This window comes from Rhodococcus sp. NPDC127593, assembly GCF_042671975.1.
Lineage (GTDB): Bacteria > Actinomycetota > Actinomycetes > Mycobacteriales > Mycobacteriaceae > Rhodococcus_F.
The window spans coordinates 71,164-94,289 of the sequence record NZ_JBHXWI010000037.1 but is presented as its reverse complement, the minus strand read 5'-3'; the positions used below and the strand labels follow the sequence as shown (position 1 = coordinate 94,289).

Genomic DNA, 23,126 nt, shown 5'->3' with positions numbered 1-23,126 from the left:
ACAACACGGATTGGGTTGGCTCATGAAATTCTCTTCTCGCTTCGAGGTACCCGCAGCGCCCGACAAGGTCGTCGCACTCTTCTTCGATCCCGCCACCATGCGGGAGTGCCTGCCTGGCTGTGAGGAGTTCGAGCAGGTCGATGAGACGACCTACCGTGGCACGCTCACCAATGAAATTTCCCATGTGAAGTTCAAGGCCGCATTCTCTGCGGTCATCACTTCAGTCGAGGAAGCGAAGGATGGCGATGGCGCCGCGACCGTGAACGCGGTACTCAAAGGTGAGGATCGCCGACTGGGGAGCACGATAAAGATTGACGCCAGCGTCCGGATCACACCCCAGGGTGAAGCGTCGGTCGTCGAGTACGAATTCGAAATAGCGATGTGGGGCAAGCTCGGTCGTCTGGGCGAGGCCGTCATCCGACGCCGCAGCGTCGAGGTGGAACGCCAGTTCGCTGAGAACTTGTCGGCGGTCTGCGCCGGCCGTCCGGTGCCACATTCCGGTACCAAGCCGGCCAAGAAGAAGATACTGACCGCGGTGACAGACGGAACGACCGCCGAAATCGGCTCCCAGCCCGCGGAACTCACCGTCCCGGCGATCTCAAGCGGCGTTTTCACCAATGGTCGCCGCGAGGACCTGCCCTTCCTGGTGGCGGTGGCGGCCGCCGCCTTTGCGTGGGGAATCATCGTCGGTACCTGGAAGCGCGGCCGCTGATGGCGACCATCCATACACCCGACACTCTCGAGGAAGCACTCGGTCTTCTGCACGATCTCGACGACACCATGGTGTACGGCGGCGGAACAGCAATCCAGATCCTACTCAAGCAAGGAATTCTGTTCACCGAGCACTTCATCGACATCAGTGCCGTGCCAGGACTGCGGGAGATCTCGGTGACACCCGAGGCGGTCACGGTCGGACCGCTCGTCTCCCTGCGGCAGATGGAGCGCGATGAACGGATCGTGTCCGCCGCGCCCCTCGCTGCGTCGACGTATGCGAAGGTCGCGAATCCGCGAGTACGCAACACCGCCAGCGTTGGTGGGAATATCGCCCACGGCGATTACCGGCTCGACCCGCCCACCGCCCTGATGGTGCTCGATGCGACCGTGACGCTGAGTTCGGTGCGGGGAACGCGGGAGGTGTACGCCCGTGAGTTCTTCGTCGACTTCCAGGTCACCGAGGTCCAACCCGACGAAATGATCACCGGAATACACATTCCGCGCCAGCCCGCAGGCGCTGCCGGAGCCTTCGTGAAGTACAGCAGTCTGGCCGAGAACGATTGGCCTTGTGCCTCGGCTGCCGTGCTGGCCGTTCCCGGTGAATACACCGAACTCCGGATCGGTCTCGGCGCCCTGGCCCCTACCACTCGATATTTGGCCATCGATATCGAGTCCGACATGTCCGACCAGGACGTGGTCGACGCAGCCCTCGACATCGCGAGTACGGCCATCGATCCCATCGAGGACATTCGCGGTGGTGTCGCATACAAGACACGGCTGGGCCGAGTCGCCGTCGAAGACGGGGTACGCGCAGTGATGAAGGAGTTGCATCATGTCTGAGGTTCAGACGAACCGTTGCGAGCCGGTGGTCGTCAGCGCGGAAGAATCGGGCGGCCAACTCGAAGGCGTCGGAGCCCGGCGCAAGCGCTTCGATGCCGTGGGCCGGGTCCGCGGGACGATTCGGTATGTCGGCGACGAGCCGGTCCCGGTCGGAACTGCCTACGTAGCGATCCACCGCAGCACTCAGCCGCACGCGAGCATCACCCACATCGATGTCACTGCCGCCGAGCGCATGGCAGGTGTAATCGCGGTCGTCACCGGGCAGGACCTCTACAAGGAGTTCGGGGACCGCATGTTCACCGGTCCGGCGTTCGCCGATCAGCCGTCGCTCGCCGTGGAGAAAGTGCGTTACGCCGGCGAACCGGTTGCCGCTGTCCTCGCCGCCGATATCGCTACTGCGCGCGCCGCGGCCGACGAGATTGTCGTCGAATACGACGAGCTTCCCCCTGTCTACGACACCGACGATGCGCTTCGCGGTGACGTCTACGTCCATCAAGAGCTGCGTCCGTCGTCCGTGTTCGCTGATCTGGCACACCTTTCCGGTGTGCGCGAGACGAACGTGGCCTACGAGTACCGGCAGGTGAAAGGTGATGCGCAGAAGGCGCACTCGTCCGCTGTGACGTCCGTCGAGGCGACGATGTACGCGCCGCCCACGCACCACGTCACCATCGAGCTGCCCGTTACGTCGGCCTGGGTCGACAGTGGACGCCTGGAAATTCTCACGACGACGCAAACCCCTTCGTATGTCCGACAGATGGCCTCCGATCTCCTCGATCTTCCCTTGTCGCGCGTTCGCGTTCGTACTCGCGCCCTGGGGGGTGGGTTCGGTGCCAAAATGTATGACCGGCTGGAGCCGCTCGCGGCTGCACTGGCGTGGAAGTTCCAGCGCCGGGTGCATATCCCGACAACCCGCGAAGAGGCCTTCCAACTCACCACGCGTCACGGCGCGACAGTGGCCGCAAAACTGTCCGCCGACGCGGCAGGTAACCTCGTGGCCTCGACCGCGGATCTGCGCTACGACACCGGCGCGTTCGCAGACGTCGGCCCGCGCATCACGGCGAAATCCGGCATGGTCGTGCCCGGTCCCTACCGGATCGGCAATGTGGAAGTCCTGTCTCGCTGTATCTACACCAACAAGGTCTCGGCCGGCCCGTTCCGCGGTTTCGGTGTGCCCCAGGTGACCTGGGCGCATGAAACCGTGATCGACGAGCTCGCACACAAATTGGGCGAGGACCCGTACGAATTCCGTCGCCGACACCTTCTGCGTGAAGGTGACGTCGCGAGCATGGGTACCCCCATGCACAGCGCCGATTTCCTTCGGTGTCTCGATGCCGTCGCCGAGGCGATCGAGTGGACCGGGCCGACTCCGAAGAACAATGGGCGAATCCGGTACGGCAAAGGCATCGCGGTGGGAATGAAGGCCGTGCTCACCCCCACCGTCGCCAATGCGACACTGAACCTCAATCAGGACGCCTCGGCAACTCTGCTGATCAGTACTGTCGACATGGGCCAGGGCGCCGACACGATGATGGCGCAAATCGCCGCTGAAGTCCTGCGCATCCCGTCGACCCGCATCCACGTCGTCCAGGCAGACACCGACGCGACACCGTACGACACGATCACCGCGGGGAGCCGCTCGACCTACCACACCGGCAATGCCGTGCGGCTGGTCGCCGAGGAGATGCGCGCCAGGCTCCTTGCCCTCGCAGCAGAGCAACTCTCGCGCGACGCCGCAGAGCTCCAGCTCACCGACGGCGGTGTCTGCGATGGTGACGGCACGGTGCTGGTCACCCTGCCAGAGGTCGTGCTCCGCAAGTTCGGAGCCCGTGGCGCCACCGTCACCTCGTCCGAGAACTTCAACAGCTGGTGGCATCCCTACGACAAGGCGACCGGCCTGTCGGAGAAGGTCACCGAACACTGGTTCGCGGGTGCGGTCGGCGTCCGGATCGCGGTGGATACCGCCACCGGCCGCGTGACGACCGAGCACATGGCCGTGGCCGGCGACGTCGGCAAGGCCATCAACCCCACTCTCGTGGAGCAACAGCTGACGGGAGCCGCCATCATGGGCATCGGCCACACCTTCTTCGACCAGCTCGTCTTCGACAAGGGACAAATGGTCAACGGCACCTTGCTCGACTACCAGCTGCCCTCGATCAAGGACACCCCACAGCGGTTGACACCGATCATCATCGAAGACGCCCACCGCGACGGGCCCTTCGGGGCCAAGGGCGTCGGGGAAACCGGGATTCTGGCGGTCGCACCCGCCTATGCGAACGCCATCCGCGACGCGCTGGGTATCCGATTGACCCGCCTGCCCCTGACACCAGAATCGATTCTCACCGCACTCGGCAACGGAGGGACACCGTGAAGTCCATCAACCTCGAGGTCAACGGGACAGCCCACCACGTCTCGGTAGGGGATCAGGAACTGTTGCTCGACGCGCTGCGCGGGCGCGTCGGTGTGACCAGCGCCCGTGAGGGCTGCGGCGTCGGAGCCTGCGGCGCGTGCACCGTGCTGTGCGAGGGGATGAGCGTCTCATCGTGTATGGCGAACGCGGCACGCTACGACGGAAAAGCGCTCACCACTGCGGACGGCCTTGCGGCGGACGATGTGGTGGTCAGTGCCTTCGTGGAGTGCAATGCCATGCAGTGTGGCTACTGCATCCCGGGCTTCGTGCTGATGACCAAGGAACTGCTGGCCGAGAACCCATCCCCCTCCGATGACGAGATTCGTGAGCACCTGGAGGGCAACATCTGCCGCTGCGCCTCCTATCCAGAGATCCTCGCGGCCGTCCGGCTGGCCGCGCACCGGGTGACGGGAGCAATGTGATGCCGATGCTCGAACGGTCCTGGGGCGAATACCATTACCTCGACGAGGGCACGGGCCCGCTGGTTGTGCTCTTGCACCCCCTTGCCGCATCGGGGGAGATCTGGCGCAAGCTGATTGATCAACTCGTACCGAATTTCCGAGTTGTCGCCCCGGATGCCCGCGGACACGGAAGTTCGGTGTGGGACGGTGAGCCGTTCACTGTCCCCGAGCTGGCAGAGGACGTGGCGGCGCTGCTCGAGCACCTCGACGTGGGCCCGGCGCACGTAGCCGCATTGTCGATGGGCGGGTGCACTGCAATTGCGCTGGCCGTCCGGCATCCCGACCTGGTGACTCGATTGGTGCTCGCGGACACGACTGCCGATTACGGACCCGAGAAGGAGTCGGCCTGGGGGGAGCGGGCCGACAAGGCAGTTTCCGTCCCGCGGCCTCAACAACTCGCGTTCCAAGTGGACAGGTGGTTCTCACCTGACTTCCTCAGCCGGGATCCCGCGGAGGTCGACCGCGTGTCGGCCATCTTCGTCGCGACAGACTCTCGGGCGCATGCGGCCGCATGTCGGGCGCTCGGCGGCTACAGTGACGCCGACCGTCTCGCGGAGATCGTGGCACCCGCGTTGGTGCTCGTGGGGGAGGACGACTACGCCACCCCACCGTCGATGGCGCAGCAGCTTCACGAAGGCATCGCCGGGTCGGAACTCCATGTGCTCGCAGCTGTCCGCCACATGTCGCTGATCGAGAGCGCGGAGGCGCGCAAGTTTCTGCTCGGACACCTCGGGTGAAGGACGCGGCCGAGAGGCATGCGGGAAGGAACGCGATGTCGCAGATACGAATCTTACGAGGCGCTGGCCTTCCCGCAGGGAGCGAGGGCTCCGGTCGACCGAGGTCGGCGCCGGCGCTCGTCGTCTGGCTGTGCTGGCTGGTGATGTTCTTCGACGGTTTCGACCTGGTCATGTACGGCACCGTGGTCCCTTCGCTGCTCGACGACGAGGACTGGGGGTTGACCCCATCCGGGGCCGGAATAATCGGCGGACTCGCCCTGGTCGGGATGATCATCGGGGCGCTCGGGGTGGGCACCCTCACCGATATCATCGGCCGCCGCTGGTGCGTAATCGGCTCGATGCTCGGGTTCAGCACGATGATGATGATCTCCGCGTTCTCGCCGTCACCGGAGATTCTCGGGCTGACCCGGCTCCTGGCCGGGATCGGGTTGGGTGGTGCAATGCCCACCGTCAGCGCGCTCATCCTCGAATACACTCGCCCCGCGCGCAAGAATTTGGTGTTCACTCTGATGTTCACCGGATACTCCGTGGGGGGCGTGGTGGCAGCACTGGTCGCCATCCCGGTTATCCCAGTGTTCGGCTGGCGGGCCATGTTCGTGCTCGGTGCCCTGCCGCTGGTGACGCTGGTCCCGCTCGCGCTCAAGTACCTGCCCGAGTCAGCCGCCTATCTCCGCTCCCGCGGCCGCGACGAGGAGGCCAGTCGGCTCACCCAGCGTCTGAACCTGCATGAGGAGACCCTCGCTGCAGCGGCCGAGGAAGCGCAGCAGCCGGGCGAGGGGTGTACTCCTGCGGCCGATTTGTTCCGTGCGGGCCAGTTGGTGCGGACGCTCGTCCTGTGGGCCGCGATGTTCTGCGCCCTCCTCCTCATTTATGGACTGACGACGTGGATCCCCGAGGTGATGAGAGCGTCGGGTTACCCGCTCGGATCGGGCCTCTGGATGCTGGTCGCGTACAACGGCGGTGCCGGCGTCGGTGCGGTGCTGGCAGGCCGGCTGGCCGATCGTTTCGGGTCACGCACCGTGCTCCTCGTTGCTTTCGGGGCCGCGTCCATCGCGCTCGTGCTGCTGAGCCTGGGACTGCCGCTCGCCGTCAACCTGGCTCTTGTCGCCGTTGCGGGCGTCGGCTCGATTGGAACGGCCAATCTCATGAACGTATACGTGACCTCGTTCTACGCGGTTCGGAGCAGGGCGACGGCGCTCGGCTGGACCTTGGGGATCGGACGTATCGGCGCGGTGCTGGGGCCCGTCATCGGCGGCCTCCTTCTCGGGGTGGGCCTCGATGCAGCGTGGAACTTCTATCTGTTCAGTGCCGTCGCGGTCCTGGGAGCGATCGCCGTCGCGCTGGTGCCGCGTGCGAAGGAGCCGATCGAACCGGTCGGGGTGGTCGTCCATTGAGGCACATGTGGCGAGGCCTCGATCTTTCCTGTGGCTGAGGTGTCGGCCTGATCGGGTTCGCAGTGATTGTTCGGCCGTGAGTCCAACTCTCGGGCGTGAGCGGGGTACTGACGCGGGCGGTGGCGCTGGATTCCGCATCCGTCCATCGACAGTGCGGCGACGTGTGCCGCGGGAATGATAGCGGAACTGGCCCTGCGCGTCGGGCGCTGCGCTCGCCGTTCCCCGGGAATTCGCCGAGCTCCGGTCGGTTTCGGTGCGCTGGTTCCCGTGTCCGCGGAACGTTACGTGGTGTCGATGCACCCAGTTACATCGTGGCCTCGACGGATGTCGCCGCTGTCGAGTGGGCTGTCTGCGCGTCACCCTTTACCTAGCGGTCCTTGTAGGCGACGAACCGTTCACGCCGGCAGTACTTACCGCTTCCGCGGCTGGTGCCTTGTCCTTGGCCGGTTTGCCACCAGTGTGCGGTACCGGACACTGGTGGCGAACCGCCGCGCCAGGTCTTCGGCGAACTGGCGTTCCACTTCGGCCGTGCGACGTCGGATGACGGCTTCACCCACGCGACCGAGCTTGCGCCATTGATGAAGCCGCCCAGCCCGCCGTGACCAGTCGATGCGATCTTGCCCCGTTAGAGCCGTTCGGTCAGGACTGAATGAGCGATTTCTGATCGGAGGGACTGCTCGGCGAGGTGAGCGAACGCCATCTCAGTCGCTTGCCCAGCTGCTCTGGTCCGCGCCGGGAGCCGGCCAGCTGTCCACATCGGAAAGCAACCTCGCCAGGGCGGCAGACGTCTCCGCTCGATGTGGCGTTGGCACGCCGCGGAAGAAGCGTTGCTGGGCATCGCTCCACACTTCGAGGCATTGATCAGCGATTGTGGCGCCTTCAGCTGAGAGTCGCACCCGGGTGCTGCGACGGTCGTCGAGGCTCTGCTCCCGCTCGACCAGTCCTCGGGCAGTGAGGCGTCGTAAAAGGTTGCTTAGTCCGCCGGTGGTCAACAGCAGCCTGTCGGCGAGGTCGGATGGTCGGGACTCATGCGCGGGTCCAGCCGTCCGGAGGGTGGTGAGCACGTAGAACTCGGCTTGGGTGAGCTTCAGCGGGCGCAACCGCTCGGTCAGGGCATTCTCGAGAAGCGTCGACAGGCGGAGGGTGCGCATCACAAGAGCTAGGTCGGTTCGATCAATGCCGGGAATCACTCGGGACCAGTTGTCCGCGGTCACTTCACCGATGTCCGGTGTCTCGAGTTCACCCTGCACCATCACGTAGCTCCATTTCTCGTCCACGACTCCGTTTTGACACACGAGCAGCGTAGCTGGGGGACCACACCAGCTCGCATCAACTCGGCTTTCCGTATTGCTTTCTTAAAAGCTTTCATGGTGTAATTGTGACACAGGGCATAGAGGAACGCTTCGGTCGACCCCATCACCAGACTGCCGCATAGACGATGTGTGACATGTCGTCTCGTACTCGGGATACAGCTGCCCGGGTTGTGCAGCGATCGACCGTTGCCCGACAGGCGCAATCTGCTCACGATCTCACCAGCTTCGGAGGACCAACCAGTGACTAGCGTGAAACCATCCGAGGGAACATTCACGGGGTACGTCGACTATGACCAAGGCTTGGTCGACCGGCGCATCTTCTCCGACCCCGACATCCATCGCATCGAGTTGGAACGAATCTTCGCTCGCGCTTGGCTCTTTATGTGCCATGAAAGCCAAATCCCGAACAAGGGAGACTTTTTCCAGACGTACATGGGCGAGAACAGCGTGCTGGTGACCCGGGCCGCTGATCAGTCGGTGCAGGTTCTCCTCAATCATTGCATGCACCGGGGAAACACCGTCTGCAAGGCGGACTCCGGCACCGTGTCGTCGTTCATGTGTTCCTACCACGGCTGGACCTATGACCTGACCGGGAAGTTGGTCGGCGTTCCAGGCTTCAAGAATATTTACGACCGACAGCTGGACAAGGATAAATGGGGACTGCGCAAGGCCGCGCATGTTGAGAGCTATCGCGGTTTCGTGTTCGCCACACTCGATCCGGAAGCGCCGAGTCTTCGCGAGTTTCTGGGCGCACCTGGCGTCCACATGATCGACACTCTCGCCAATTTCGGGGACATGGAAGTCATTCCAGGCATCATCAAACACCGACTCCAGTGCAACTGGAAGTCGGCTATGGAGAACGACCAGGACTATTACCATGTCGGCATCAGCCACGCCTCGCTATTCGACTCGATCGGAGAGGCAGCGGATGATGTGAACCAGGGGTACTGGGAGGATCAAGACGGCGAGATCATCCGGGGTGAGTACGGCCACGTCGCCGACACGATTCCGGAACACAATCACGCCAACGTTTTCCCTCACATGTGCATGTTCACCAATCTCCTCCAGGCGGTCGTGATTCGTCATCCGAGGGGCCCCATGGAAACCGAACAGTGGTACTTCTCGTTCGTGGACAAGAACGCCTCCGAGGAAGAGAGGCGCGCCATTCTGCAGCGGAACATCATGAGGTTGGGCCCTGGGGGTGTCGTCGAACAGGACGACGGCGAGAACTGGGAACTGAGCACTAAAGGCGCGGCCGCGCCGGCCATGCGCAACGTTCCGGTCAACTATCAAATGGGCGTCGGTAAAGGTGAACTCGTTCAGGAGAGCGAGTTGGGCTTTCCTGTCATGAAGGCTCGCCGGACCAATGAGGAATACGCGCGATGGCAGTACAGGGCCTGGGCGGACTGGATGGACGCTGACAGCTGGCAAAGTCTCAAAGCCAACCACGCGCATCCGGACCACCCTGAAAAGCTTCCAACACCGTTCGAAAGGTAGGCCAGGGCATGGCAATGCTGCTGAATGCGCAGACACAGTACGAATTGGAGCAGTTCTACTACGCCGAGGCTGCGTGCCTTGACGAAGCGCGTTACACCGATTGGCTGGCGCTGTTTGCCGACGACGCGCGGTACTGGGTGCCGGTTCGACAAACCAGGCTCACGGGTCAGCTCGATGAAGAATTTACAAAGCCCGGTGAGATCGCCCTGTTCGACGACGATTTGGACACGCTGGGCATCCGGGTCAGGAAGCTGCAAAGCGCATACGCCTGGGGTGAAAATCCGCCCTCGCGAACGCGGCACATGTACTCGAATATCCGCGTCACCGCGCGCGACGAAGATTCGTTGACTGTCAGCATGAACTTCACCTTTTACCGCGGTTACCTTGCGCAGGATGCTGACTGGTGGGTGGGCCGGCGTGAAGACGTTCTTCGCCCCAACGAGGACAGCTACAAGATCGCGCGGCGCCACGTCTTCCTTGATCAGACTGTGATCCAATCGAAAAACATGAGTCACTTCTTCTGAAGGCGTGGATGAGCTCGTCCGAAACGAGCCGATTTATTCTAACTATCGAAGTGGAAAGGACCGGCCATGTCCCTCAACCAGTGGACCAAGGTCGCCGCCGTCGAGGATGTACCTGAGGACGACATGATCGGCGTCAGCGCCGGTCACGTGAAGATTTGCCTCGCGCGGATCAAGGGCAAATACTACGCGATGAATGATATTTGCTCGCATTTCGCAACGCGACTGAGTGGGGGTGAGCTCTACCCCGACCAGCTCGAGGTCGAGTGCCCTCTGCACGACAGCAGGTTCAGCTTGGTCGACGGCAGTCCTCATGAGGTACCGGCCGAGGAGTGCGTTGACGTTTACGCGGTAAAAGTCGAAGGCGATGAGATCCTTGTCGGTCCGCGCGAGCCCAGAGCAGACAGCGACTGACTGATGCGACAGACGATTGCAATTGTTGGCGCCAACCTGGCCGGCGGACATGCCGCTCGAACCCTTCGCGCCGAAGGTTTCGACGGGGAAATCCAGCTGATCGGCTCCGAGCCGCATCCTCCTTACGAACGCCCGGTGCTGTCGAAAGAAGTTCTTCTGCGGCAATGCGAGCCCGAGCGCGCGTACCTTCAATCGACCGATGTGTGGTCTCAACAAGACATTACGCTGCGGTTGGGTACGACTGTCGAGCGCATCCGACCAACGGAACGTGAACTCGAATTGTCCGGCGGCGGCGCTATCCGCGCCGACAAAGTTCTGCTGTGCACCGGCGGGCGGGTGCGGCGGCTCGATATCCCCGGCTCCGACTTGGAGGGAGTCGAGTACCTCAGGACGATCGAGGATTCCATTGCGATTCGCGAACGGCTACGTCCAGGCGCGCCCGTGGTCGTCATTGGAGGCGGGTTCATCGGCGCCGAAGTAGCTGCATGCGCGCGCGAATCCGGATGCGCCGTCACGCTTCTCGAACGTGGCGACGTGCCTCTTTCCCGAGTTCTGGGTCGCGAGATCGGACTCGCCCTTACCCGCATCCATCGTGAGGAGGGCGTCACCGTAGCGACGAATACGTCGGTAGCACGCATTGGAGGCAATAAGAGCGTTACTCACGTTGTGACGACGGAGGGCGAGCGTATCGAGGCCACCCTCGTGGTAATCGGAGTCGGCATCGATCCGGCTGTGGAACTCGCGGACCAGGCGGGTCTCGACGTCGACAATGGCATCATCGTCGACGAGTTCTGCCAAACGTCCAATCCCGGCATCTACGCCGCGGGAGATGTAGCCAATCACCCCAACGGCATCCTCGGAGAGCGCCTCAGGCTCGAGCAGTGGCAGAACGCGAATAATCAAGGGGCAGCTGCCGCTCGGTCCATGCTCGGCAGGCAGGAAGAATTCTGCGAAGTCCCGTGGTTCTGGTCGGATCAGTTCGATGTCAGTGTGCAGATGGTCGGACGCCCTTCGGCGGCAGACGCCATCGTGTATCGCGGCGACTCCGAGTCCAGGTCGTTTAGTGCATTTTTCGTCCGCGACGGAGCCCTACGAGGCGCGGTGGGCGTGAACAGGCCACGGGACGTCAAGCGCACCACGGCCTATATCGCCTCCGGCCAGATCGTGGACTCGGCGCAGCTCGCGGATGAGAGCGTCGACTTGCGAACGATCGGCCTGTGAGGAACAACGCTCATGTCCCTTTCGATCGTCCGCCCCGTCCGCCCCGTCCGCCCCGTCCGCCCCGTCCGCCGGAACGGACCGGGTCGCGAGTCTCCACTGAACGCCGGTTGGAACATGCCGAAGTGCGGCGAACCTCGGCGGCGCGGTACGGCGACACCTAGAAGGCAACGAAAGGTGGCGGCCAGGCTATCGGGTAGCAGTGGAGCCGACGTGCCGATCGGGTACAGCCCCTCCCGTCCGGGAGGTGATGCGCGCTGCCGCATCCCGAATCGCCAACCCCACCTCCGGGAGGTTGTCCCAATCCAAATCGCTCGAGAAGGCGAGTGTTACCAGCGCCAGCTTCGGACATCCGTCAGGTCCGAACACTGCCGCGGAGGCGCCGCTCTGAGCAAGGTTGAACTGGCGGATGCTGGCCCCGTACCCTCGCTCGCGAACGAGGGCAAAGAGTTCGGCAAGCTGATCGAGTTCCACTGCGGTGAACTCGGTGAAGCGCTCCACCTGCCGACGTCTCGTCACCTCGACGAACTTTTCCCATGGTCGGTAGGACCAGAAGGCATGCATGAGGCCTGGTGCAGAGAACGGAAATCTGTCGCCGACATCGACTGTGACGCGAACGCCCCGGCCCGGATCTGCGACCGCGACGACCGTATAGCCGCCGGACCCATCTTCTCGGGCGGCAAAGACCACGTAACCCAAACGCTTGCAGAGCCGATCGATCTCCTCCTGGACGGCGGTGTCGATCAATTCGTCGCTGAGGCCGGCGAGAGTCGACAGTCCGGGCCCCAAGGTCCAACCAGACCGGTTCCCGACATTGTTGACCCAGCCGGCCTGCTGAAGGGTCGCAAGAATGTTGTAACAGGTGGAGCGATTCAAACCGAGTTCATTGGCCAAAGTTCCAGCCGGAACAGCGTGCGGAGCTTCAGCCGCAAGACGCTCGATCATGCGAATGGCAGCACTCACCGCGGGTACCTCGGGCACAGCCCCTCCTTGACGGCATCGTCGCTCCCGATACAAAACGGACGTCACAGGATTGTCCTCTATGGAGGACGTGAAGTGCAACTCTGTCCGCAAACGCACGACAGTAGGCGCGCTCAAAGCCTTGACCTAGGAGGCACGGCGAGATTATCTTGGTGACAAGACAAATAGTCTCCTCCATAGGTCAATTCGAATCAAGTAAAGCGGAGGTACAGACCATGATCTTCCACGTTTCCATTCCAGCGGACGACACTCAGCGCGTTGCCAAGGCCATCGCCGAAATTTGGGGTGGGAAAGCGTTTCCTTTCCCGCCGTGGCCCGGAGCATGGATCGCGATGGCGGGTGACGACCGAAGTACGACCTGCGAGGTGTACCCGCGTGCGCAGACGATGGCACCGGGTGAGGGGCTTGACGGTGCGGTCGGGCCCTTGCTGGACGAGTCGCCGTCCAAGTATGTGGCGTTCCACTTCGCGACCGCGACAGACAAGTCCGAGGACGAGATCGTTGCGATCGCTGAGCGTGAGGGTTGGCGGGTCCGGCGGTCGCCGCGGGGACCGCTCTTCGACGTCATCGAGTTCTGGGTGGAGGACCGGCTGCATGTCGAGGTGCTCACCAAGGAGATGCAGGCCGACTACCTGAAGAACGTGAATTTCGAGATGTGGGACTGACCCCCAACGGGCGCCGACGAAGCCGACATCAGGCGACTCCGTTGGCTAGTCGTGAGAGAGCTGAAAACGAAAGGCAGCATCGTGAATTACTCGAGAGTTGAAGCCTATCCGCCGACCCTGACCCTGTCGGAGCGTGATCGGCGGTGGGGCTTGCTGCGCGAGATGATGCGCCGCAACGACGTGGAGTGTTTGCTGGTTCCCCCGGCTCCGTTGAGGTATCCGGCAGACACCTACTTCACCAACGACCTTCCTGGCTCCGCGGTAATTCTTCCCTTGAAGGGCGAGCCCGTCGCGATCCAGCGAGGCGCCTCGGTCGCGGGATCTTGGTTGCAAGCACAGGAATGGGGCGAAGCGACCTGGATCGAGGACATGCGGTTCGGGCCTCGAGCGCCGACGATCGTCTCGGTGTTGAAAGAGCGCGGGCTCACCGAATCCCGGATCGGGACAATCGGAATCCTCAGCGGCCCGAACCTGCTGCCGTACGGGTGGACACCGCAACCGATGTGGTCCTACATCCAAGGCGAATTGCCGAATGCGACGTTCGTCGACCTGCTCGACGAGTTCACCCAGGTCTGGCTGGTCAAGAGCGACGAAGAACTCGCGCTCTTCCGTCACGCCTCGAAACTTGCGGAGCAGGCCTGCGAGGTGATGCTGGATGTCACCAAGCCGGGCGTCAGTGAAGTGGAGATCTACTCGGCAGTTCTCCATGAATTCCATCGCAACGGTGCGAGCATGGCTCACGACCTCTTCGTCCACTCCGGACCGGACAACCTCAGCTGGGACGCCCCACGATGGCTGTATCGAACTCAACCGCCGCGGATCGTTCAGGAAGGGGACATGGTCCTCGCCGAGATGATGCCCGCAGTCGGAGGCCTCGAAGCGCAGGCCCAGATGTGTATCGCGGTCGGGGACGTCGCTGAGCCGTTCCACCGCGCCGCCCAGGTGGCCCGAGAATCTTACGAGCGCGGACTCGAGGCTATTCGTCCCGGCGTGAAGTTCGGCGAGGTTGCCGATGCCATGGACGAACCGCTCAGGCGTGCCGGCGCATGGCACTTGACCCCGTTGATCCACAGCCTCACGCCCCTGACGATGGTGGGCCCGGTGACCGAGCGGATCGATAGCAGCCTCAAGGATCGATTCCGTCAGGTCACGGAGCTTCCGGGCACGGACCTCGATGTGGTTCTCGAGGCGGGAATGACGATCCAACTCGAGCCCGACGCTGTGTTCGGACGACATCAGGTAAACATCGGGGGCAACGTCATCGTCACCGACAGCGGGTCAGAGGAACTGAACTCGCTTCCCACGGAATTACGGTTCGCGAGTTTCTAGTTTCAGCGAGCCCAACAGGCGAGCATCCGATCTCCGCACCGCCGCCCACGCCCCACGCCACCGACCAACCCGCACAAGGAGCCCCGCATACGCCATGAGCGATCTCGAGTACGACATCACCGATCACGTGGCCACGATTCGACTCAATCGTCCCGAAAAGCGCAACGCGTTCACCCTGCCCATGGTCGACGCGTGGGCCGACCGATTGATCGAGGCACAAAAGGACCCTCGGGTGCACGTCATCGTCGTCACGGGCGCGGGTCGCGGGTTCTGCTCAGGCATCGACCTGTCCTGGGTCGAGGACCACGACCAGAGTCCGCTCGAATTCAAACAGGCCTTGACCGAGCACATCCACCGCGTCCCACTCGCCCTCGAGTCCGTGGACAAGCCTGTCATCGCGGCCATCAATGGTGACGCGATGGGTGCCGGTTTGGACATGGCGCTCATGTGTGACCTGCGCCTGGCATCGACCGAGGCGCGCATGGCGATGTCCTACGTCAAGGTCGGTCTCGTTCCCGGCGACGGCGGATGTTGGCTGTTGCCACGGCTGGTCGGCCTACCTCGTGCGCTGGAGCTTTTGTGGACCGGCGACATGATCACCGCCGAGCGGGCGGAGCAACTGGGCATTCTCAACGCGGTCCACGAGCCTGAGAAGCTTCTCGACGCGACATACGAGCTCGCGGGCCGCTTGGCGGCCGCACCACCCGTGGCGGTGCGCATGATCAAACGGGCGACGTATCAATCGCAGCGGATGGACTTCCGGACAAGTCTGGATCTGATCTCCTCGCATATGGGTGTGGTTCGTAGCACCAACGATTCGGTGGAGGCGTACAGGGCTTTCGCCGAAAAGCGCACGGGGGAGTTCGCAGGCCGATGACAGCTCTCGATGGACTCCGAATAGCGGACTTCTCCCGCATCCTGGCCGGACCGATGGCGACGATGCTGCTCGGCGACCTGGGCGCCGAAGTCATCAAAATCGAACGACCGGGCGGCGGCGACGACACCCGATCCTGGGGGCCACCGTACGCAGCGGACGGCGGCGCCACGTATTTTCTTGGAGTCAACCGGAACAAGCGGAGCCTCGTCCTGGATCTGGCGACACAGACAGGACGATGGCGCGCCCAAGACCTCGCCGTCGAGAGTGGCATCGTGGTGGAGAATTTCCGACCAGGGGTAATGGACCGACTCGGCCTCGGATACGACGAACTCGTCGACCGTCGACCGGATTTGATCTACTGCTCCATCAGCGCCTTCGGTTCCGGCGAAGGAGCCCACCTGCCGGGTTACGATCTGATCGTTCAGGCAGTGGGCGGGCTGATGAGCATCACCGGCACCCCAGATCAGGAGCCGCAGAAGGTCGGCGTAGCGGTGGTCGACGTCATAACAGGGCTCTTCGCGGCCCTCGGAATCGTTGCCGCCGTGAGGCATCGTGAGCGCACCGGCGAGGGACAGCACATCGAAGTCGACCTGCTGAGCTGTGCCCTCGCCGCGCTCACCAACCAGGCCGCCGGCTACACCGCTGGAGGTGTGGTGCCGCAACGAATGGGCAATCAGCATCCGTCCATCGCACCTTACGAGACGTTGCCGACAGGCGATGGCGACCTAGCCGTTGCCGTCGGCAACGACAAGCAGTTCCACGACCTCTGTGTGGTCCTCGAAGCCCTCGAACTAAAGGGCGACCCCCGGTTCGGCTCCAACACCGCGCGTGTCGAGAACCGAGGGGTTCTGCGGAAGGAGCTGGTGACGAGGCTCTCTCGGCGTGATGCGGGGGAGTGGGCGAAGCTGCTCAATGATGCCGGGGTGCCCGCAGGACCGGTGAACGACATCGCCGGAGCGTTCGACTACGCACACGCCCTGGGACTGCAACCGACCGTCGACGTCGGCGGGATCAGTCTGACCCGGAACCCCCTCCGTATGGCGCGCACACCAGTGCGTTATGTGCTGCCACCGCCCCGGCTGGAGGGCGACTAGCGTGCCGATCAGGACTTGACTTGGCAGTCCTACCCGCGAACGGAAGTTCCTGCGCTTTCACACCTCGCAGCGAGGACAACCGAATTCCGAAGGCCACTACAGGCCCCGAGTAGATCGTTTATTCCGATGAATTCACACGAAAATGGTAGATGGCGCCAGCGGCGGCGCGCCGCGTGGTCCGAGGTCAATCGGCCACCCAAGCATCGCGATTCCGAATCCGAGCGCCTCATCGAGTTCGCCAGTATGTGGGCACCATACGGTGGTGCGAACGAGGAAGAGATCCTCGTTCATTTCGGAATGTCGCGGCCCCGGTTCATCGAGCGTTTGTGGCAGGTCCTGCCTGAATCGAACTGCGCCCACGAGGAAATACGCAGTCTAGCGAGCACATACACCGCACCCCCGGACGGCGGGCGATCTTTACCCCGTTCCGTTAGTCGCTCGGCGGGTCGTACGGACGGAGCGGGCGGCCGACGATCCGACAGATCTCGAGGCAGATAGCGGACCGGGGCACGCGCCCCACGTAGCAGCGAATGTGAACCAGCCCGTAGTGCAACGATATCTCTCGACGGCGCCCTTCCTTCGGAACTGTCGTCGGGCGTGCTCCGCCGATCACACCATCGACTTCGCAACCGACAACATCGAGTACAAATGCCGACGCATAGCAGCTGTCGGATCCGAGTGTCTCACTTCGGAAACTACCTATCCCTCGACGCACCAGTGAGCGTTATTACCAGGCAACAGGAGACAATCGTGGAACACCAAAGCGTAGTGGAGAAGGTTGCGGCGCGGACAGCAACACCGGGCAAAGTCAGCCGCAGTCCCTTCGGACCCGATGATCAGATCGGGATGCTGAATCTGATGACTGACGAGTCACGGGCCGCAGTCTGGGCGGCAGCAGATCCGACCACGATGTACGACATCTCCGTCGACTATCACGTCGGGATGCCATCGTGGGCCGGCATGGGCGACCCGACATACCAGATCTGGATGTCGCACACCCCGCAGGGCAGCGTCAACGAGAACGTCCTGGGTCTCGGCGAGGAGCAGAACCACCACGTGACCTACTCCGGTGACTGCATCACGATGTACACCCACACGGGTACACATCTCGATGCACTGAATCACTTCGGCCTGGACGGGATGGTGTGGAATGAGGTACGGGCAGATCAGGATCTCGGGAGCCGGCACTGGCTGAAGAACGGTGCCGAGCAGTTTCCGCCGGTGATCGCGCGGGGTGTTCTGCTCGACGTCGCGGGCGCGGCCGGAGTGGACGTGCTGCCCGACTCGCACCGGATCACCGCCGACGAACTCGGGTCGGTGATGGAGCGTCAAGGGACCGAGGTGCGCCCGGGAGATGTTGTCCTCATCCGCACCGGACGTATGACTCTGTGGCACGACGGATCCCGATACCTACAGAACGAGGCGGGGCTCGACCGGGAAGCGGCGGCCCTGCTCGCCGAGGCGGGCGCGATGATCGTCGGTGCTGACAACGTCGCACTCGAGGTGATGCCCAGCGTCGATCCGGCCAACTGGCATCCTGTGCACACGTATCTCCTGGGCGAGTGCGGGATCCCGATCATGGAGAACGCCTACCTGGAGGAGATCGCCGCTGCTCGACTCTGGGAGTTCGTGATGGTCGGGGCCGGCCTGCGTCTGCGTGGCGCGACCGCATCTCCTATGCGCCCGCTGCTCTTCCCGCTCCGCGCGGGGACAAGTCTCGCCTGATCTCGGCATGGTCGTCGAGCTCTCCCTGCGCTTGCCGACAATGTGGGGACGGCGAATCCGATCTGTTGTGGAAGGAAGGCATCAGTAATGGACCGTTCAGACCGTCCCATCATCGGTGTGGTGACACTACGCCCGCTCCCTGGACGAGAGAAGGACGTCGAGCAGGCGTGCCGCGATGCAGTTCGTGCAACGCACGAGGAATCGGGTTGTCAGAGGTTTGCGCTCCACCGCGTCACCACTGAGGGCGGCGGGCTCGCCATCATCGAGAAGTGGGCCTCATCGCAGGCACTCGAAGAACACTTGCAGAGCCCGGCTTTCGCGCGGCTCGGCGACGTGCTCAACGACGCACTCGTCGGCCCGCCGGAGTTCATTTCTCTCGATCCGCTGGTCGAAGGCGACCCGGTCCTCGGAGTGATCTGACGGACCACGTCCGGTAGGAAGTGTGGCACCAATGATTTTGGAGCAGAGGATGAGTAGTACTCGTGCCAGGGAGGTCGCTGGGCGGGGAGGGCGTGATGCGTGACATTGTCGACCAGCTGATCGGCTGGCACGAGGACGGAGTTCCATTCGCTGTTGCCACCGTGATCCGCACGTTCGCGAGCGCGCCGCGAGAAGTCGGTGCTGCGATGGCAGTCTCGGCCGCGGGGGAGGTGGTCGGAAGTATCTCCGGCGGCTGCGTCGAGGCGGCAGTCGTCGACCTTGCAGAAACGGTCCTCGACAGCGGTGTTCCGGTCCACCAGCGGTTCGGAGTTTCCGACGACGACGCCTTCACCATCGGCCTCACCTGCGGCGGAACCATCGATGTGTTCGTCGAACCGGTGACACACGAGATGGGGACCTACCTGAAAGAGGTCCGGAATTCGGTAGACACGCACACACCGACCGCGATGGCCACCGTCATTGCGGGGGACGTGCCTGCCGGTCGCCACGTCCTGCTTGTGAATGACACACTCGAAGGCACCCTGGGATCCGAAGCGCGCGATCGCGTGGCACGGAGGGAGGTTCTCGGCGCCCTGCATACCGGCGCCGACGGTGTTGTCCGATTCGGGGGAGCAGGACAGGATTGCGTCGACGACGTGACGCTGTTCGTACGCACCTTCACCCCGCCGCCGCGCATGATCGTCTTCGGTGCCGTCGAGTTCGCGGCTTCGCTCGTGCAGATCGGCAAAATGCTCGGGTACTTCGTGACGCTGTGCGACGCTCGCGCGACGTTCGCGACCCGGGCACGGTTTCCCGAGGCCGACGAGATAGTCGTCGAGTGGCCGCACCGGTACCTCGATACCGTGACGGTCGACGAGCGCACCGTTCTGTGCGTGTTGACTCACGACACCAAGTTCGACATCCCCGTGCTGAAGAGGGCTCTTCGGCTACCCGTTGGGTATGTCGGCGCCATGGGTTCACGACGCACTACCGTCCGCCGTGAAAACGAACTACGCGAGCAGGGGCTGACAGACGTCGAACTGGCGCGGTTGCACGCGCCGATCGGCCTCGACATCGGCGGACGGACACCCGCCGAAACAGCGGTCTCGATCGCCGCTGAAATCATCAGCGTCCGGGAAGGACGTTCCGGGATCAGACTCAAAGACAGTGACACTGCGATCCATTCGGGTCCGGGAGCGGTGGATCCGACGCTACCGTTCATGGTCGCTGTGTAGATCCAGGGCCGACGGCGAAACCTCATTGTCAACAACAGTGCTCGTGAAGTGAATCGGAGATGTGTCGGACGTGAGGGGATACGAGTTGCTGGCCGCTGTATCGGCCGACTCGCTCGATCCGGTCGAGGTGGCAGCGGCTGTCGAAGGTCCTGAACACGGCGCAATGGTGGTGTTCACCGGAGTGGTCCGGGACCACGATCAGGGCCGTGCCGTCAGCGCACTCGAGTACAGTGCACATCCCGAAGCTGAGCAGTTCCTGAGCCGTTGCTGTCGGCAGATGTCCGCCGAGTCGGGCTTGCCTGTCGCCGCGGTCCATCGAGTCGGGAACCTGACCATCGGTGATCTCGCCTTGGTCGCAGCGGTCGCCGCTCCTCACCGGGCGGAGACATTCGCCGCCTGTGCCGAGTTGGTGGAACGAATCAAGCGTGACGTGCCGATCTGGAAGCGGCAGCGCTTCGACGACGGGCTATCCGAATGGGTTGGCTCGAGCGCCTGTTCATAGACCGGTCGTACCACACGTGTGAGCGAGAAGGAGGTGCCGTGACCGCAGTGGACATGGGTATTCCGGCGATGCCCGATGTTTTCGCCGAGCGAGTCCCCGCACACCCGGACAATCAGGAACTGATCGATCGCTTCGGGCGCACCGCCCGGGACCTACGTGTCTCGATCACTGAAAAATGCTCGCTGCGCTGTACGTACTGCATGCCCGAGGACGGGCTTCCGGCGATTCCCCACGAGCGGCTGCTCACCGCGGACGAAATCATCCGGCTCGTGACCGTCGCGGTGCATCACCTCGGGATCCGTGAGGTCCGATTCACCGGGGGTGAACCGCTCATGCGCCGCGACCTCGAACAGATCGTCGCCGGATGCACACGTGCCGTACCGGGTATCCCGCTGGCGATCACCACGAACGCGGTGGGACTCGCGCACCGTGCCCAGGCCTTGGCGGATGCCGGACTGTCCCGAGTCAACATCTCACTCGACTCGGTCGATCGCACCCTGTTCGCGCGGCTGACCCGACGCGATCGCCTCGACTCGGTGCTGGAGGGCATCCGCGCAGCCAAAGCAGCCGGATTGGGGCCGGTGAAAGTCAACGCCGTACTCATGCCGCAGACCGTGGACGGTGCGGCCGAGCTGTTGGCATGGTGCCTCGACGAGGGCATCGAGTTGCGGTTCATCGAGCAGATGCCGCTCGATGCCGACCACATGTGGGCCAGGGCGAAGATGGTGGCTGCGCAGACACTGCTCGACGCGCTCGCCGCTCGTTTCACGCTCACCGAGATCGGGCGTGAGGATGCGTCGTCGCCCGCCGAACGGTGGGAAGTCGATGGCGGACCGGCCACAGTCGGAATCATCGGATCGGTGACACGAACTTTCTGTTCCGATTGCGATCGGACCCGTGTGACCGCCGAAGGGACGGTGCGCGCGTGCCTGTTCAGCGATCGGGAGACCGACCTGCGGGTGGCGCTGCGCAGCGGCGCGAGCAACGATGAACTCGCCGAATTGTGGCGCGGCGCGATGTGGAACAAATGGGCCGGTCACGGCATCGCCGCGGTGAACTTCACTCCGCCGGAAAGAAGTATGGGAGCAATCGGTGGATGAGACGGCGACGGGAATTGAAGTCCGATACTTCGCAGCCGCCGCAGACGCGGCTGGTGTTGACAAAGAAATCGTGGCGCTGCCGCCGTCGACGGATCTTGGGTCGTTGAAGGCGGCGCTGATCGAGCGGCACGGCGCGAAGATGGCGAGGGTGCTGTCGGTAGCCGGGTTCCTGGTCGATTCGGAACTGACTCGCGATCTTGCCTGCATGGTGGGGCCGGTGGTGGACGTACTACCTCCCTTCGCGGGTGGATGAACGCGCCATGGTGCTCAACCACTGTCTGGTCGATCCGGTCGAGAACAACGCAGGAGGAGCAGTGGAGAACATCCACATCGATGTCTGGATGGATCTGACCTGTCCGTATTGCTACCTCTGGCAGAAGCGACTGAGAGGCGCTCTCGCGGCCGAAGGCGTCGCAGAACGGACGAGTATCACAGTGCGTTCGTTCGAACTGGACCCTGAAGCCCCGGTGGTCGCTATACCGGCTGCAGAAAGGATGGCGGCACGACGCGGTCTCACTGTCCGCGAAGCCCACCAGGTCGAAGTCGGGTTCAAGGACATGGCGACCGCGGAGGGGCTGGACTATGACGTGAACCGGCTACGCGGCAACACCGGCAATATTCATCGGGTCAATCAGTATGCACGGGAATCCGGGAAGGATTTCGAGTTGTTCACCCGCATCCAGGAAGTGGCCTTCACCGGACGAGCGAACCCCTTCGAGACGGAAGAACTGGTCAGAATCGCGGTGGATGCCGGCTTGGACGAAGCCGGGATCCGTGACGCCATGATCAACCCGAGCATCGCTGTAGCCGTGGAGGAGGATCGGGCGAGCGGTGCGACCGTGGGTCTTCACGGGGTACCCCACACGGTCATCAACTCGACCATAGTGCTCCCGGGCATGCAATCGGCTGAGGACCTCCAAACAGCACTACGCGGAAAGCTTCACCTGACACTGTAGGCATTTCCACACGACGGAGAGGGTCCTTGCTCCGGGCAGTGGACGAGCCACTCGGTGCCGCCTCTGGGGCAATCCAGTCTTGTTCTCGCTGCACCCATACACGTTCCGTCGCCAATGACGGAACCGATCACAGAGGAAAACACATGACCACTGCTGCCCTTTCCCTCCCCGGCCTGAGCGCCGGAACCTGGGCCATCGACCCCACCCACTCGACCGTCGGTTGCGTGGTCCGACATCTCGTCGTGAGCAAGGTCCGTGGCACGTTCAACGACTTCACCGGTGCGATCACGGTCGCCGAGGACGGTACCCTTTCAGTACAAGCGCAGATCCAGGTCGGGTCGATCGACACGAATAACGAACGGCGTGACGGCCACATCAAATCTGCCGACTTCTTCGACGTCGAGCACTTTCCCGTCGCCACCTTCGTCTCGACTGGCGTACGTGCCGCGGGGTCGAACTACGTCGTCGAGGGCGAGTTCACGCTCCACGGCATCACAAAGCCCGTCGATCTGGCGCTCGAATTCGCCGGCGTCAATCCTGGAATGGGAAATGGCCCCGTCGCCGGATTCGAGGCCACCACCACCATCAACCGCAAGGACTTCGGCATCAACGTCGAGATGCCGCTCGAGGGCGGCGGAGCCGTTGTCGGAGAAAAGATCACCATCAATCTGGAGATCGAGGCCGGTCTAACAGACTGACCGAGTTCGCGCGCCGACAGACGGGGCA

Annotated in this window: 24 protein-coding genes; 22 read left to right on the top strand and 2 right to left on the bottom strand. The window is 63.2% G+C overall.

The features are described from left to right. The first annotated feature begins 22 nt into the window (after positions 1 to 22). From ACFVJ3_RS30710 to ACFVJ3_RS30685, 6 genes are read left to right on the top strand one after another with little or no spacing between them, the layout of a single operon-like run. Entirely contained in the window at positions 23 to 712 is a 690-nt protein-coding gene (locus ACFVJ3_RS30710; RefSeq protein ID WP_378455657.1) for a CoxG family protein, read from the top strand. Then, positions 712 to 1,554: an FAD binding domain-containing protein gene (locus ACFVJ3_RS30705; protein WP_378455656.1), complete on the top strand. Its 843-nt coding sequence runs from the start codon at positions 712 to 714 to the stop codon at positions 1,552 to 1,554. The genes ACFVJ3_RS30710 and ACFVJ3_RS30705 overlap by 1 nt, the downstream gene beginning before the upstream one ends. After that, entirely contained in the window at positions 1,547 to 3,922 is a 2,376-nt protein-coding gene (locus tag ACFVJ3_RS30700; protein WP_378455655.1) for a xanthine dehydrogenase family protein molybdopterin-binding subunit, read from the top strand. The genes ACFVJ3_RS30705 and ACFVJ3_RS30700 overlap by 8 nt, the downstream gene beginning before the upstream one ends. Then, positions 3,919 to 4,383 carry a (2Fe-2S)-binding protein gene (locus ACFVJ3_RS30695; protein ID WP_378455654.1) on the top strand — a complete coding sequence of 155 codons (465 nt, stop codon included), beginning with the start codon at positions 3,919 to 3,921 and terminating at the stop codon, positions 4,381 to 4,383. The genes ACFVJ3_RS30700 and ACFVJ3_RS30695 overlap by 4 nt, the downstream gene beginning before the upstream one ends. Then, the gene (locus tag ACFVJ3_RS30690) at positions 4,383 to 5,159 is read left to right on the top strand and encodes an alpha/beta fold hydrolase (protein WP_378455653.1); all 777 of its coding nucleotides are present in this window, start codon (positions 4,383 to 4,385) and stop codon (positions 5,157 to 5,159) included. Before ACFVJ3_RS30695 ends, ACFVJ3_RS30690 begins: the two co-directional genes overlap by 1 nt. A gap of 35 nt (positions 5,160 to 5,194) precedes the next feature. Next, the gene (locus ACFVJ3_RS30685; RefSeq protein ID WP_378455652.1) at positions 5,195 to 6,553 is read left to right on the top strand and encodes an MFS transporter; all 1,359 of its coding nucleotides are present in this window, start codon (positions 5,195 to 5,197) and stop codon (positions 6,551 to 6,553) included. A gap of 701 nt (positions 6,554 to 7,254) precedes the next feature. On the opposite strand, the gene ACFVJ3_RS30680 is transcribed toward ACFVJ3_RS30685, so the two are convergent. Further along, entirely contained in the window at positions 7,255 to 7,830 is a 576-nt protein-coding gene (locus tag ACFVJ3_RS30680) for a MarR family winged helix-turn-helix transcriptional regulator (RefSeq protein ID WP_378455651.1), read from the bottom strand. A 276-nt stretch (positions 7,831 to 8,106) separates the two neighbouring features. Here ACFVJ3_RS30680 and ACFVJ3_RS30675 point away from each other — a divergent pair, with 276 nt between their 5' ends. The 4 genes from ACFVJ3_RS30675 to ACFVJ3_RS30660 all read left to right on the top strand — a co-directional run bounded on the left by ACFVJ3_RS30675 (position 8,107) and on the right by ACFVJ3_RS30660 (position 11,519). After that, positions 8,107 to 9,363 carry an aromatic ring-hydroxylating dioxygenase subunit alpha gene (locus ACFVJ3_RS30675; RefSeq protein ID WP_378455650.1) on the top strand — a complete coding sequence of 419 codons (1,257 nt, stop codon included), beginning with the start codon at positions 8,107 to 8,109 and terminating at the stop codon, positions 9,361 to 9,363. 8 nt (positions 9,364 to 9,371) lie between these two features. Next, the gene (locus ACFVJ3_RS30670) at positions 9,372 to 9,887 is read left to right on the top strand and encodes an aromatic-ring-hydroxylating dioxygenase subunit beta (RefSeq protein WP_378455649.1); all 516 of its coding nucleotides are present in this window, start codon (positions 9,372 to 9,374) and stop codon (positions 9,885 to 9,887) included. 66 nt (positions 9,888 to 9,953) lie between these two features. Further along, positions 9,954 to 10,298, top strand: a complete 345-nt coding sequence (locus ACFVJ3_RS30665) for a Rieske (2Fe-2S) protein (RefSeq protein ID WP_378455648.1) — start codon at positions 9,954 to 9,956, stop codon at positions 10,296 to 10,298. 3 nt (positions 10,299 to 10,301) lie between these two features. Next, positions 10,302 to 11,519: an NAD(P)/FAD-dependent oxidoreductase gene (locus ACFVJ3_RS30660; protein WP_378455647.1), complete on the top strand. Its 1,218-nt coding sequence runs from the start codon at positions 10,302 to 10,304 to the stop codon at positions 11,517 to 11,519. A 186-nt stretch (positions 11,520 to 11,705) separates the two neighbouring features. Here ACFVJ3_RS30660 and ACFVJ3_RS30655 read toward each other — a convergent pair whose 3' ends face one another. Then, positions 11,706 to 12,497, bottom strand: coding sequence for an IclR family transcriptional regulator (locus tag ACFVJ3_RS30655; protein ID WP_378455646.1), 792 nt, complete (start codon positions 12,495 to 12,497; stop codon positions 11,706 to 11,708). Positions 12,498 to 12,712: 215 nt separating this feature from the next. Between ACFVJ3_RS30655 and ACFVJ3_RS30650 the strand changes: the two genes are divergently transcribed. The 12 genes from ACFVJ3_RS30650 (at position 12,713) to ACFVJ3_RS30595 (ending at position 23,098) form a co-directional block, all read left to right on the top strand. Beyond that, complete coding sequence (locus ACFVJ3_RS30650) at positions 12,713 to 13,162, top strand: hypothetical protein (protein ID WP_378455645.1); 450 nt, start codon at positions 12,713 to 12,715, stop codon at positions 13,160 to 13,162. A gap of 81 nt (positions 13,163 to 13,243) precedes the next feature. Next, positions 13,244 to 14,491 (top strand): M24 family metallopeptidase, encoded by a 1,248-nt coding sequence (locus ACFVJ3_RS30645; protein WP_378455644.1) that lies wholly within the window; start codon positions 13,244 to 13,246, stop codon positions 14,489 to 14,491. Between the two features lie 94 nt (positions 14,492 to 14,585). After that, positions 14,586 to 15,368 (top strand): enoyl-CoA hydratase/isomerase family protein, encoded by a 783-nt coding sequence (locus ACFVJ3_RS30640; protein ID WP_378455643.1) that lies wholly within the window; start codon positions 14,586 to 14,588, stop codon positions 15,366 to 15,368. Next, complete coding sequence (locus tag ACFVJ3_RS30635) at positions 15,365 to 16,462, top strand: CaiB/BaiF CoA transferase family protein (protein WP_378455642.1); 1,098 nt, start codon at positions 15,365 to 15,367, stop codon at positions 16,460 to 16,462. The genes ACFVJ3_RS30640 and ACFVJ3_RS30635 overlap by 4 nt, the downstream gene beginning before the upstream one ends. An 858-nt stretch (positions 16,463 to 17,320) precedes the next feature. Then, on the top strand, positions 17,321 to 18,187 hold the full coding sequence (locus ACFVJ3_RS30630) for a cyclase family protein (RefSeq protein WP_378455641.1): 867 nt from the start codon (positions 17,321 to 17,323) through the stop codon (positions 18,185 to 18,187). A gap of 87 nt (positions 18,188 to 18,274) precedes the next feature. Then, positions 18,275 to 18,607: a putative quinol monooxygenase gene (locus ACFVJ3_RS30625; RefSeq protein ID WP_378455640.1), complete on the top strand. Its 333-nt coding sequence runs from the start codon at positions 18,275 to 18,277 to the stop codon at positions 18,605 to 18,607. 95 nt (positions 18,608 to 18,702) lie between these two features. Beyond that, positions 18,703 to 19,842 carry an XdhC family protein gene (locus ACFVJ3_RS30620; RefSeq protein ID WP_378455639.1) on the top strand — a complete coding sequence of 380 codons (1,140 nt, stop codon included), beginning with the start codon at positions 18,703 to 18,705 and terminating at the stop codon, positions 19,840 to 19,842. Positions 19,843 to 19,912: 70 nt separating this feature from the next. After that, entirely contained in the window at positions 19,913 to 20,344 is a 432-nt protein-coding gene (locus tag ACFVJ3_RS30615) for a molybdenum cofactor biosynthesis protein MoaE (RefSeq protein ID WP_378455638.1), read from the top strand. A gap of 38 nt (positions 20,345 to 20,382) precedes the next feature. Then, positions 20,383 to 21,444, top strand: coding sequence for a GTP 3',8-cyclase MoaA (gene moaA, locus ACFVJ3_RS30610; RefSeq protein WP_378455637.1), 1,062 nt, complete (start codon positions 20,383 to 20,385; stop codon positions 21,442 to 21,444). Next, positions 21,437 to 21,697 (top strand): MoaD/ThiS family protein, encoded by a 261-nt coding sequence (locus ACFVJ3_RS30605; RefSeq protein ID WP_378455636.1) that lies wholly within the window; start codon positions 21,437 to 21,439, stop codon positions 21,695 to 21,697. The genes moaA and ACFVJ3_RS30605 overlap by 8 nt, the downstream gene beginning before the upstream one ends. Before the next feature lie 7 nt (positions 21,698 to 21,704). Beyond that, the gene (locus ACFVJ3_RS30600; protein WP_378455635.1) at positions 21,705 to 22,400 is read left to right on the top strand and encodes a DsbA family protein; all 696 of its coding nucleotides are present in this window, start codon (positions 21,705 to 21,707) and stop codon (positions 22,398 to 22,400) included. A gap of 143 nt (positions 22,401 to 22,543) precedes the next feature. Continuing rightward, positions 22,544 to 23,098, top strand: a complete 555-nt coding sequence (locus ACFVJ3_RS30595) for a YceI family protein (protein WP_378455634.1) — start codon at positions 22,544 to 22,546, stop codon at positions 23,096 to 23,098. Positions 23,099 to 23,126 lie beyond the last annotated feature (28 nt).